Origin of the sequence: Parabacteroides hominis, from assembly GCF_014287585.1 — a bacterium.
GTDB classification, from domain to species: Bacteria; Bacteroidota; Bacteroidia; order Bacteroidales; family Tannerellaceae; genus Parabacteroides; species Parabacteroides hominis.
The window spans coordinates 1-12,542 of sequence record NZ_JACOOJ010000065.1 but is presented as its reverse complement, the minus strand read 5'-3'; the positions used below and the strand labels follow the sequence as shown (position 1 = coordinate 12,542).

The window sequence follows — 12,542 nt, the reverse complement described above, 5'->3', positions numbered from 1 at the left end:
AATTAAGGTGGTTATAGCGTTGGGGATCCACCTCTTCCCATTCCGAACAGAGAAGTTAAGCCCAACCACGTCGATGGTACTGCGTAAAAGTGGGAGAGTAGATAGCCGCCGTTTTAGAGCAGAGAAGGAGTTAATTCGAAAGAGTTAGCTCCTTTTTCTATTTTAATCGGCTTTTTTCGATTTATGGAGTGCTGGTTTAAATATCCCTATTCTTCTCCCGGTATAATATTCCTCTATTTTCCTCGTTCAATATATATAGACTGAATATTTCGATATGAAAAGTATATATGATTCCCGCCAACGGCTGAAGTTTGTGTTTATTTTTACAGCTATCCTGATTGCGATCGCTTCACTTGTTGTCTCTGATATGCTGATAAAGGATCTGGCCCAGGAGGAACGCCAGAAGATGGAAGTGTGGGCGGAAGCCACCCGGTTGACGGCAAGCAAGAATACGGCTGTGGATTTGTCTCTTGTTTTGAAAATCCTGGAAGGGAATACGACTATCCCGGTTGTGCTTTGTAATGACAAAGACAGTATCATGTTCGTAAAGAATATAAACTTCCCCGAAAATGACGTGGAAGAATTTAAGAAAGCAAAGGTAAAGGAGCTTAAAAGCAAAAATACGATTGTGATCGATATGGAGGATGGAACTTTCCAATATGTCTATTATGACGACTCTATCATCCTGAAACGATTGTTGATCTATCCTTATGCGCAGCTTACGGTTGTATTCGTCTTCATTGTGATCGCTTTTCTGGCGCTTGCAAGCACGAAGAAGGCCGAACAGAATAAAGTATGGGTCGGACTGTCCAAAGAGACGGCTCATCAGTTAGGAACGCCTATTTCGTCTCTGATAGCCTGGGTGGAGTACCTGCGGACAAAAGATATAGACCCTTCCCTCTTGGAGGAGATGGAAAAAGATGTGAAGCGCCTGGAAACGATTGCGGAGCGTTTTTCCAAGATCGGTTCCAATCCGGACCCGGTCCCGGTGGATATCAATAATTCTATCCGTTCGGCCTTGAGCTATATGAGCACGCGTATTTCTTCGAAGGTCAAGATTTATACGCACCTTGTCGATGAACCGGTTCCGGTGTTGATGAATGATTCCCTTTTCGCCTGGGTTATTGAGAACCTGACTAAAAATGCAGTCGATGCGATGGAGGGACAGGGTGAAATCACTTTCCAGGTGGAGGAACGCGACAAGGTTGTTCGTATCGATGTGACCGATACAGGGAAGGGCATCGCCAAGTCTAAGTTCAAAACCGTATTCAACCCCGGCTATACGACCAAGAAGCGTGGTTGGGGACTGGGATTGTCTCTGGTAAAGCGTATTATCGAATCCTATCATGGCGGAAAGATATTTGTAAAGAGTTCGGAAGTCGGCAGAGGCACGACTTTCCGGATAGAGCTTCGGAAATATAAGGGCTAAAATCTTAGATAATAAAAAATAACTGCAAAGGTGTTGCATTTGTGTTTAGTTTTTTCGTACCTTTGCAAGGTTTTTACACTAAAAGGCTTTGGGAAAGTTTAAATTATATAATGTAGATTTGAAAAATCTCGCTCCAGGAGTACACGAATTCGAGTATTTATTGGAGAATAAGTTTTTTGTGGACATCGACGGAGACCAGGTCCAGAAGGGCAAAGTGAAGGTTCACCTCACGGTAAAACGGTCGTCCATGATGTTTGAAATGAACTTTCAGATTGAAGGTGTTGTTATGGTTCCGTGCGACAGATGTCTGGACGATATGGAAATTCCAATCGACACGCATAATCGCCTGGTGGTAAAGTTCGGTAAAGAATATGCCGAAGAAAGTGACGAAGTAGTGGTTATACCGGAAGACGAAGGTGCTATTAACCTCGCGTGGTTCCTGTATGAATTTATTGCATTGGCTATTCCTATGAAGCATGTACATGCTCCGGGAAAATGTAATAAGGCGATGTCGTCCAAGCTGAAGAAGCATACTGCCAGAAGCACTGACGACGGAGATGAAGAGTACGGAGACGATAGCGTGGAAGAAGATATCACGATCGACGACGACGTACCTGTGGCAACAGATCCGAGATGGGATGGTCTGAAAGGTTTACTTGAGAATGATAACAATTAAATAAATTAAAACATGGCACATCCTAAAAGAAGACAAGGTAAGACAAGAACAGCCAAGAGAAGAACTCATGACAAGGCTGTCGCTCCCACAATGGCTATTTGCCCGAACTGCGGCGCATGGCACATTTATCACACTGTATGCGGCGAATGCGGCTATTACAGAGGTAAGTTAGCTATCGAAAAAGAAGCAGCTGTGTAAGTTTATCCGAACTGATTAAGTTTTGATAAACCAAGAAATAGCCCTAAAAGTTTTTTTAGGGCTTTTTTTTAATTGGGATAAGTCCTTTTTATTTTTAAAGATATGGATAAGATAAATGCGGTAATAACAGGCGTAGGCGGATACGTTCCCGAAGACGTATTGACGAACGAAGAGATTTCGAAGTTGGTGGATACGACGGATGAATGGATCATGACGCGTGTTGGCATCAAAGAACGCCGAATTTTGAAAGGTGAGGGCATGGGTACCTCATATATGGGTATACGGGCTGTGAAGCAGTTACTCGAAAAGACAAATGTGAACCCGGAAGAGATAGAAGTGATCCTCACGGCTACGACTACGCCTGACCATCATTTCCCGACCACTTCCTCCATCATAGCCTACCATACCGGTTGCAAGAATGCAATGACTTTCGATTTGCAGGGAGCTTGTGCCGGTTTTTTGTATGCATTGGAAACGGGTTCCAACTATATCCGTTCGGGACGTTATAAGAAAGTGATCGTTGTGGCCGGTGATAAAATGACCGCTATAACGGACTATCAGGATCGTTCTACCTGTCCTTTGTTCGGCGATGCCTGCGGGGCTGTGTTGCTCGAACCTACGACGGAAGAAGTGGGTGTGATGGATACGATCCTGCGTACCGATGGCGTAGGCTATTCACATCTGATTATGAAATCAGGCGGTTCTGCCTATCCTCCTTCACACGAGACGGTGGATAACCGCGAACATTTCGTTTTCCAGGATGGCAAATATGTCTTTAAGTATGCTGTTTCGTATATGGCCGATGTCGCTGCCGAGATCGCTGAACGGAACGGGCTGACACACGACGATATCTCATGGATCGTGCCTCACCAGGCAAACCTGCGTATCATCGATGCTACAGCTAAACGTCTGGGTGTGGATATGGAAAAGGTAATGATCAATATCCAGAAATACGGAAATACCAGTGCCGGGACAATTCCTATCTGCCTCTGGGAGTGGGAAGACAAGCTTAAGAAAGGCGATAACCTGATTCTTGCCGCTTTTGGCGCCGGTTTTACTTGGGGTGCAATTTATCTTAAATGGGGATATAATGGAAAACAAGCATAAGTCCGGCTTTGTTAATATTGTCGGTAATCCGAATGTCGGAAAGTCTACGTTGATGAACCGTCTGGTGGGAGAGCGCATCTCGATCATCACTTCGAAAGCGCAGACAACGCGACACCGTATTATGGGAATCGTGAATACCGCTGATATGCAGATCGTGTATTCTGACACGCCGGGAGTCCTGCATCCGAACTACAAGTTGCAGGAGTCTATGCTTAATTTCTCGCAGTCGGCACTTGGTGATGCCGATGTACTGCTTTATGTAACCGATGTCGTCGAAAAGATCGACAAGAATGAAGAATTTCTCCAAAAGGTCGAGAAAGTGGAATGTCCGGTCCTGTTACTGATTAACAAGATCGACACGACCACACAACCGGAGCTGGAAAAGCTGGTAGCCGAATGGAAAGAACTTCTTCCGAAAGCCGAGATCATCCCGATCTCCGCCCTTTCGAACTTTAATATAGATTACGTGAAACGCAGGGTGGAGGAGCTGATGCCTGAATCTCCCCCCTATTTCGAGAAAGATGCGCTTACCGATAAGCCGGCCCGTTTCTTTGTGACGGAGATCATTCGCGAGAAGATTCTCCTGTACTATCAGAAAGAGATCCCGTATGCGGTAGAAGTCGTTGTTGAGCTGTTTAAAGAAGAAGCCGAGCTGATTCACATCAAGGCGCTCATCATTGTTGAACGCGATTCCCAAAAAGGAATCATCATCGGGCATCGTGGCCAGGCGCTGAAAAAGGTAGGTGCTATGGCCCGTAAGGATATCGAACGCTTCTTTGATAAGAAGGTTTTCCTGGAAATGTTTGTCAAAGTGGAAAAAGACTGGCGTAACCGGGACAACATGCTGAAGAACTTCGGTTATCAGCTGGATTAATTAACAGCACAGACAGAAAAAGTTGTTTATGGGAAATATTGTTGCAATAGTTGGTAGACCCAACGTAGGAAAGTCCACCCTCTTCAACCGTTTGACACAGACGCGCCAGGCGATCGTCAACGAAGAAGCAGGAACTACCCGCGACCGTCAGTACGGCAAGGTAGAGTGGACAGGTAAAGAATTTTCGCTGATTGACACCGGCGGATGGGTGATTAATTCGGATGATGTTTTTGAAGAAGAGATAAACAAGCAGGTGAAAGTCGCCCTTGAAGAAGCCGATGTTATCTTGTTTGTCGTAGACGTGATGAATGGCGTGACGGACTTGGATAACGAAGTGGCCGCTATCCTGCGCCGTGCCAAGAAACCCGTGATTGTTGTAGCCAACAAAGCGGATAATTTCGAACTGCATCCCTCTTCTGCCGAATTTTATTCATTGGGATTGGGCGACCCGTTCTGTGTCTCTGCCATCAACGGTTCTTGCTCCGGCGATTTGTTGGATAAGATTGTTGCTACGCTTCCGGAAGAGAAGCCGGAGGCGCTCGAAGAAGATCTGCCCCGTATTGCCATCATCGGTCGTCCGAATGCCGGCAAGTCTTCTTTGATCAACGCCTTTATCGGTGAAGATCGTCATATTGTAACGGATATTGCCGGTACGACCCGCGATTCTATTTACACGAAATATAACAAGTTCGGCCTGAATTTCTATTTGGTGGATACGGCCGGTATCCGTAAGAAAGGGAAGGTGAACGAGGATCTGGAATACTATTCCGTGATCCGTTCGATCCGCGCCATCGAGAATTCGGATGTCTGCGTGCTGATGCTGGATGCTACCCGTGGTATCGAAAGCCAGGACCTGAATATCTTCTCTTTGGTCCAGAAGAATAAGAAAGGGCTTGTCGTTTGTGTAAACAAATGGGATTTGGTGGAAGATAAAAGCCAAAAGGTGATCGAAACTTTTACGGATGCGATCCGCGAACGTCTGGCTCCGTTTACCGATTTCCCGATCTTGTTTATCTCGGCATTGACTAAACAGCGTATCTTGAAAGTGCTGGAAACAGCCAAGGAGGTATATGAAAACCGCCAGCGGCGTGTTCCGACAGCCAAGCTGAACGAAATCATGCTGCCGATCATCGAGAACTATCCGCCTCCCGCATGGAAAGGAAAATATATCAAGATCAAATATATCACGCAGTTGCCTGCCGGCCAGGTTCCTTCGTTTGTTTTCTTCTGTAACCTGCCGCAATGGATCAAAGATCCTTACAAGCGCTTTCTGGAAAACAAGATTCGGGAAAACTGGGACTTCACCGGAACGCCGGTTAATATATTTATTCGAGAGAAATAAAAAGAAAAAGAGATGCTATTTACGGCGTCTCTTTTTTTTTAGGAAAGATCCGCATGCGAGCCGGTGTCGGTGAAAAGCAACGTCTGTTCTGTGTCGTCCTGACTCCGAACCGGTTTTCTTTTAGACTTTTACTTTTCTACCAAGGCTTTGATGGACTCTTTCGGCCTGCCGGATTCGGACCGGCGATCTCTGCCCCGTCAAGGCAGTGCTCTAAACCAGCTGGGCGAACCATTCCAATTAAAGATGAAAGGAATGCTTGTCGCGTTGGAAAGGGGTCGTTTTTCTTTTTCAAAGGAGTCTGCATCCCTTTGCGAAAAGGTCGGCAGGTGTCTTGTAAAAGCCTATAACTTATCATTGGATAGGCTATAACCTTTTCCGGTGCGGGCTATAGGCTGTAAATTTTCGCCTTTAGGCTGTATTTTATGGGACGGGAGCTATAAAACAGGGGTAATAATGTGTTTTTTTGTTTTTGAATTCACCTTCACATCGTTTGTATCTGTTTATGGCACAGGTCGTTGCTGTGAACCCTGTGAACCCTGTGAATGTCTGGAGACGCTTACCATAACTGTTTGGACCTGCCTTCACAGGGTTCACAGTAAGGGAAAGAGTATGAGTGGTTTACAAGGGCTGTGAAGGTGAACTCCAAAACGAAAAAACATTTCCTTAAGCGTCTTTGTTGCGTATTCAATATTGTGTTATAACGTTATGCGCTTTATGCAAAGATAATTATTATAAGATGATGATTGGGAATGGCATCCAAAAAGAATCCCCTTGAAGAAGTTGAATACACTCTTCAAGGGGATTCTTTTTTATCTTTGGATCACTGATGATTACAACTCGTTCAGTAACTTATTCAGTTCATTGACCATCTCTGTTGCCGATTTTTGTGTTTCGGACAAGCCTTCCGGGGTGAACATGGCGACTGCCTTGTTCAGTTTTTCCAGCTTGCTGCCTTTGAGTTCCGAGCGGAGGATGCGGATTTTTTCGCAATCCTGGATACCTTCGACTAAGCGTTCGAAGCGGATCGAGCTGCGGGGGCCCGGATAGATGCTGTAGGTGTCGCCGGCCGCCCAGGTGCGGAAGCGGGAGTCGCGTAGCGGATCGGCTGTCCAGCTGTTCACGGCCCAGCGCAGGTAACCGTCGTAACCTCCGGCGATGGCATGCAGGGCTGTCCAAGTCGCTTCGGCCGGGTCAGAGAAGGTGAAGGTGTTCGGGAAGGCTTCCGCGCAACACGTGTAGACCGTGCTGATCTGCCCTTTGCGTTCGCGTTCGGCTTTCACATCTTCCGGGAATTTATGGCCGTAAGGGATGCTCAGGTAATACAAGTCGGACTGGATTTCCGGGTGATAGTTACCGGCCAGCGTGATTTTGAATTCAGGATCGGCCTGCTTGATAACCTTGATCGCTTCGCGCATGGCTTCCATCGGACGTTCGTCCATCGAGATGGCGGTCTTTTCAAACCAGCCCTTTTCACGCAGGTGGCGGGAGAAATCTTTCAGGAACGAACCCCAGTATTCGGTATATTCGGCATCGCCCGGTTTGACGTTGATAAACTGCACCCGGCTGGTCGCTTCATCGTAATAGTCGAAAGTCAAGGCCCAGGGGATCATGGTGTAGCAACTGATCAGGTCTTTGATCCCTACTTCGTTCATCATGAATTCCACCCATTTGTCGAACACGTCGTAGCTGTAGACCCATGTCCCGTCTATCTTCTTGATGCGGGTAACCATGCTGTCGAAATGATCTTCCGTCTGTCCGGCCCAGGGTTTGTGCATGATGCTGGTCGTGATGGCCCGTTGCCCGGCATTCGCCAACATCTTCATGATCGGAAGCATGGCGTCGAAATGTTCCTTGCTCCAGAGCGGAACCTGGTAGTAGCGGGCTACGGAATAGGGGTTTTGCCACAAGTCCAGGTGGAAAGCCCAGTCTTGCGGGGCCGGCAGCGTACGGTTAAGCACGTCTATCTCCACCTGAAGTTTCATATCCTGGAAATTCTTTCCCGAAACGGTCAGCGTCCCTTTGTATTTCCCGGCACGGGCATCTGACGGAACCCATACGTTCAACCAGATCGGTTGTGTCGTGCAGGCTTTGATGTCCTGTATCTTTACGATATCCAATACATCGGCAACGACGGATGAATCCCATTCCGCCTTGTTTTCGCGATGTCCGCAACCGCCTTTGCGGTCCTTGTTCAGTTCGTCGGTCATGACATAGCGGACGAAATTTGTCGTGACGGCAGAAGCCGGGATTACGGCAGAACCGCTTTTCAGTTCGCTGACGGTGATCGTCGCATCGTCCAGCGCTTCTTTTGTCCATAATACGGCTTGTGCGTTGATACGTTCGCCTTTCCAGGCTTTTCCTTGCCAGCGGGTTGTCTTTTTTACGTCGGGGACATTCAGTTTCTTGTAGCGGATATCCGTTGTTCCCCAGCTTAGTTGAGTCGGCGTTGTCATTTTGTTCCAGACTTCCATGCCATCGTGCGGCTTGGTGTCTGTCAGTTCCTCATAATTGCCCAAAGGATACTTCTCTGTCTGTTGAGCAAAACAGACCGGCCCCAGTGTCAGCAAGGCCGATAGGATAAGAGCATTTTTCATGAAATGATTGATGTTTTTTAGTTTACGTGGGTAAAGATAAGAAACAATGGACAATTGACAATGGACGATTGGCAATTAAGCGGAAAAAGTAATTGTCAATTTCCCATTGTCAATTGTTAATTCTCTTGTAATGGCAGGTGACCAGGTTGCCGTTATCGTCGTGGAGATGCATGCCGCTCCCTTCGCAATAGCGGAACATGTCGCAGTCTGCACACTGGCCTTTCCGTGCCCATTCCCGGTTGCGGTATTCTTTGAAGCCGTTGTTCCATACATCGACGAAGCTGTCTTTGTAGATATTTCCCTGGTGGAAGTTGGCACGGATGCTCGGACAGCCGGATATCGATCCGTCGATCAGTACCGATGCCGTGCTGACACCCGCATCGCAGTGGAAAATCTGGTCGCGGACTTCTCCCTCGTAATTGCCGAGGAAACCTTCGCAGGCAAAGCTCGTATGTATTTTACCCTCGGCGCGGCAATGGCGGATGAATTTGAGGACCCAGGTGAATTGCTGGTCGTCGATCTGCAACTCCGGTGTCTCTGCCGCCCGGCCAACCGGGAAAATGGTGAAGATACGCCAGTTCCTGACTCCCATCTCGACCAGGAACTCCTTGAACAACATCAGGTCCTTGAAGTTTTTCTGGTTGACGCAGGTCACGACATCCCAGGCGATCTCCTTCTCTTCCGCCAGCATAGCAATTGCATTGACTGCCCCTTCGAAGCTCCGCCGGTTGCCCCTGAGCCAGTTGTGCGCCTCTTCGAACCCGTCGAGGCTGATGGTGATGGAGTGCATGCCGGCTGCCAACAGCGAGTCCAGCCGTGCGCGGTTGAGCAGCAATCCGTTGGAGACGATTCCCCAGGGATATTCGCGTTTGTTCAGTTCCCGTCCGCATACTTCGATATCTTTACGCACCAACGCTTCGCCTCCGGTAAAGACGATCATCACCTTATGCGGGTCCACATGGGGCGTAATCTCGTCTATCACTTTCAGGAAATCTTCGACCGGCATATCCGGATGGGCGGACGAAACATGGCAGTCGCTTCCGCAATGGAGGCAGGAGGCGTTACAACGAAGCGTACACTCCCAAAAGAGCGTACGCAGTTCATGAATTTTGGCCCGGTTCTTCCGGATGCTTCTGAATAGTTCTAATGCAAGGCGTTTGCGTAATCCTGGACGTTTATTCATTCTTTTTCTTTTCTTTTAAGGTTGAATTTTATTTCTTTTTCGACAGAGCCTTTAAACCAGTTCCCTTTGTTCCCCTTATAATCATTGCCGGTAAGAGTAAGGTCTGCAGAGTCCTTTTCGTATGAACCGTTCCGGGGACCGTCGATATCCGTTGCTATGATTCGTAATTTGTTGGTTGGAAATTCTTCAAACTGGCAATGAAAAGTTCCTGCAGCACTTGTCGAAACAGCCGGTATCGTATCAAACCAACTTCTGTTATCGCCATGATATTCTACCAGACATTTTATTTCAATATCCGGAACCGGTATGCTTTCTTCATTTACGACTTTTCCTTTTATTGTAAAATTGGCATATGGAGTCCCGTACATGGCGGCTCCTGGCTCGCATGAGGAGAAACCCAACAGCGTAAGTATGCCGGTTAATAGCCAATTGACACTTTTCTGGATGGAGGTAGAGATCTTTTTCATACTCTTATAGCATTTGTTTATACTATATAGATGCAAATATAACTTTTATAGTTGCATCTATTATCGTTTTCTATCGGATATATTATCTTTTTCTATGGAATATATTCGTTTTTCGGATGCAGTCCATAAGTTGTCCGCTGGCCGGCGAACGATCGTCCGCTGGCTGGAGAACGATCGTTCGCTGGCCGGAGGACGACCGTTCGCCGCCAAGCGGACGACTTGTGAAAGCAAGCGGAGGTTCTAAAAGAATAGGGCAGACGGGCTAAAGAATAAGGATGGATGAAATAAAATACCGCGCGATACCCGGAATCAGCCGGATATTGAGTAACTTGCGCCCCGAATTCAATCTATCGATCAAACATGAAGGATTTTCTGCGTATACTGAGGCGCTTCGTGCCTCCCTATAAGAAATTTATGGTGTGGAATGTGATCTTTAACGTCCTGTCCGCCATTCTGAATCTGTTCTCTTTTGCTTTAATCATTCCGATTCTGAATATTCTGTTTAAAATAAGTGATGAAACCTATGCCTATACGGACTGGACGTTCGCCCCTTTCTCGCTCGAAGCCTGGAAAGCGACTCCTGAACTGTTGAAAAATAACTTCTTTTGGTTCGTCTCCGATATGATCGAGACGAAAGGCGGTTCCTTTACGCTGATCATATTGGGTGTTTTCCTGATTGTCTCTACTTTCCTGAAAGTCGGGACGATGTATCTGGCTTTTTATACGATGATTCCGATCCGTACGGGTGTTGTCCGCGATATCCGTAACCAGATCAACCGGAAAATAACGGAACTTCCTTTGGGCTTTTTCTCGGAGGAGCGGAAGGGAGATATCATCGCCCGTGTGTCGGGGGATGTGAACGAGATCGAGACTTCTATCATGAGTTCGCTCGATATGCTTTTTAAGAATCCGATCCTGATCCTGATCTACCTGATCGGGATGATTGCCATTAGCTGGCAGTTGACGCTTTTTGTTTTCATCCTGTTGCCCGTTGCCGGCTACGTGATGGGGCTGGTCGGAAAGAAGTTGAAACGGAAGTCGTTCGAGGGACAGCAGCAATGGGGCTATCTGATGAGCCAGATCGAGGAGACATTGGGCGGCCTGCGCATTATCAAGGCTTTCAATGCCGAAGAGAAGATACAGGAGCGTTTTGAGAAGAGCAACGAGAAGTTCCGCCTGCTGACGAACCGCATCTATCGCCGCCAGCAAATGGCGCATCCGATGAGCGAGTTCTTGGGGACGGCTACGATTGCGATCGTGCTTTGGTATGGCGGAACGCTGATCCTGAGCAGTAACAGTCCGATCGACGCCTCCACTTTCATCTACTATCTGGTGATTTTCTATAGTATAATCAATCCGGCGAAGGACTTGAGCAAGGCTTCTTATGCCATCCAGAAAGGGCTTGCCTCTATGGATCGTGTGGACAAGATTCTGAAGGCGGAAAGCGATATCAATGATCCGGCGAGCCCGAAACCGATCGCGTTGACGGAAAGCATCTGTTATAAGGATGTCTGGTTCAAGTACCAGCATGAATGGGTGTTGAAAGGCATCGACCTGACGATACCGAAAGGACGTACGGTCGCGCTGGTCGGCCAGTCGGGGTCGGGAAAGAGCACGCTGGTGGATTTGCTGCCCCGTTTCTATGATGTGGACAAAGGGGGCATCACGATCGACGGCACGGATGTGCGCGAGGCGACATTGTACGATCTGCGCAGCCTGATGGGGAATGTCAACCAGGAGGCGATTCTTTTTAACGATACGTTCTTTAATAATATTGCTTTCGGGGTGGAAGGCGCTACGCTTGAACAGGTTCAGGAGGCGGCGCGTATCGCCAATGCGCATGAGTTTATTATGGCGAGCGAAGAAGGATATGACACGAATATCGGCGACCGGGGCGGCAAACTGTCCGGCGGACAGCGGCAGCGTATCAGCATCGCCCGTGCCATTTTGAAGAACCCGCCGATCTTGATTCTCGACGAGGCAACTTCCGCGCTCGACACCGAGTCGGAACGCTTGGTGCAGGAGGCTTTGGAAAACCTGATGCGTAACCGTACGACGATCGTGATTGCACACCGGCTCTCGACGATCCGTAATGCGGACGAGATTTGCGTGATGCATGAAGGGGAGATTGTGGAGCGCGGACGGCATGAGGAGCTGATTGGGCTGGATGGCTATTATAAGAAGCTTTGCGATATGCAAAGTTTCTGATGTTACTTTTCTCTTGAAAGAAAAGTAACCAAAAGTTCAAGGCCGAACCTGCTTCGCTACTCCGTTCCCTTCGTTCGCTGTCGCGTCTGAAACTCGCTTCGCTCAGACAGCAGACGCTCCGGGCGCTCACTGCGGTCTCTGCGCTTAACGCTCACCAGCTTAGGCCGGAAGTAGAGCCTGACGGCTCTTCGAGGATGGCCGATACCGCCTGCTCCTATGAGATTCAAGTGAGGCAAGCCTCATGCCGCAGGTTTCTTTTGCCGTCTGCTGAAGCAGACGGATAGGTGATTGCTCCGGCAAAGCCTCTAAATCTTTTTAAGAAGGTGTCTGAAAAGGATGCCTTCTTTTTTTGTTATGCCGCCCGTTTATTATCCATTTTTATTTTTAAAACATCTTTGGTCTTCTCAATTGTCTCTCTTCGGGAAGTAATCCTACAGAAATAAGTAAAAAATAAAAGAGAACTG

Annotated in this window: 11 protein-coding genes and 1 rRNA gene; 9 read left to right on the top strand and 3 right to left on the bottom strand. The window is 47.8% G+C overall.

All coding sequences use genetic code 11. The features are described 5' to 3' along the window. The first annotated feature begins 3 nt into the window (after window positions 1-3). The 7 genes from rrf to der all read left to right on the top strand — a co-directional run bounded on the left by rrf (window position 4) and on the right by der (window position 5,626). Window positions 4-114 (top strand): 5S ribosomal RNA (gene rrf / locus H8S65_RS20150). A 160-nt stretch (window positions 115-274) separates the two neighbouring features. Continuing rightward, window positions 275-1,429 (top strand): sensor histidine kinase, encoded by a 1,155-nt coding sequence (locus H8S65_RS20145; protein ID WP_186931597.1) that lies wholly within the window; start codon window positions 275-277, stop codon window positions 1,427-1,429. Between the two features lie 88 nt (window positions 1,430-1,517). Next, window positions 1,518-2,105 carry a YceD family protein gene (locus tag H8S65_RS20140; protein ID WP_186931596.1) on the top strand — a complete coding sequence of 196 codons (588 nt, stop codon included), beginning with the start codon at window positions 1,518-1,520 and terminating at the stop codon, window positions 2,103-2,105. Window positions 2,106-2,117: 12 nt separating this feature from the next. Continuing rightward, complete coding sequence (gene rpmF / locus H8S65_RS20135) at window positions 2,118-2,303, top strand: 50S ribosomal protein L32 (RefSeq protein WP_005634607.1); 186 nt, start codon at window positions 2,118-2,120, stop codon at window positions 2,301-2,303. Between the two features lie 102 nt (window positions 2,304-2,405). After that, window positions 2,406-3,410: a beta-ketoacyl-ACP synthase III gene (locus H8S65_RS20130; RefSeq protein WP_186931594.1), complete on the top strand. Its 1,005-nt coding sequence runs from the start codon at window positions 2,406-2,408 to the stop codon at window positions 3,408-3,410. Continuing rightward, window positions 3,394-4,284: a GTPase Era gene (era, locus tag H8S65_RS20125; protein ID WP_186931593.1), complete on the top strand. Its 891-nt coding sequence runs from the start codon at window positions 3,394-3,396 to the stop codon at window positions 4,282-4,284. The genes H8S65_RS20130 and era overlap by 17 nt, the downstream gene beginning before the upstream one ends. Window positions 4,285-4,312: 28 nt before the next feature. Next, a complete protein-coding gene (der, locus tag H8S65_RS20120; RefSeq protein WP_186931591.1) occupies window positions 4,313-5,626 on the top strand; it encodes a ribosome biogenesis GTPase Der in 1,314 nt (437 codons plus the stop codon). Between the two features lie 830 nt (window positions 5,627-6,456). Here der and H8S65_RS20115 read toward each other — a convergent pair. The 3 genes from H8S65_RS20115 to H8S65_RS20105 form a co-directional block, all read right to left on the bottom strand. Then, window positions 6,457-8,220 (bottom strand): DUF4091 domain-containing protein, encoded by a 1,764-nt coding sequence (locus H8S65_RS20115; protein WP_186931590.1) that lies wholly within the window; start codon window positions 8,218-8,220, stop codon window positions 6,457-6,459. A 109-nt stretch (window positions 8,221-8,329) separates the two neighbouring features. Beyond that, window positions 8,330-9,403, bottom strand: a complete 1,074-nt coding sequence (locus tag H8S65_RS20110; protein ID WP_186931589.1) for a TIGR04133 family radical SAM/SPASM protein — start codon at window positions 9,401-9,403, stop codon at window positions 8,330-8,332. Next, window positions 9,400-9,870, bottom strand: a complete 471-nt coding sequence (locus H8S65_RS20105) for a radical SAM-associated putative lipoprotein (RefSeq protein WP_186931588.1) — start codon at window positions 9,868-9,870, stop codon at window positions 9,400-9,402. Before H8S65_RS20105 ends, H8S65_RS20110 begins: the two co-directional genes overlap by 4 nt. A 94-nt stretch (window positions 9,871-9,964) precedes the next feature. Here H8S65_RS20105 and H8S65_RS20100 point away from each other — a divergent pair, with 94 nt between their 5' ends. Both H8S65_RS20100 and H8S65_RS20095 read left to right on the top strand, forming a co-directional pair. Then, on the top strand, window positions 9,965-10,114 hold the full coding sequence (locus H8S65_RS20100; RefSeq protein WP_186931586.1) for a hypothetical protein: 150 nt from the start codon (window positions 9,965-9,967) through the stop codon (window positions 10,112-10,114). 116 nt (window positions 10,115-10,230) lie between these two features. Then, window positions 10,231-12,078 carry an ABC transporter ATP-binding protein gene (locus tag H8S65_RS20095; protein WP_186931585.1) on the top strand — a complete coding sequence of 616 codons (1,848 nt, stop codon included), beginning with the start codon at window positions 10,231-10,233 and terminating at the stop codon, window positions 12,076-12,078. Window positions 12,079-12,542: the final 464 nt, after the last annotated feature.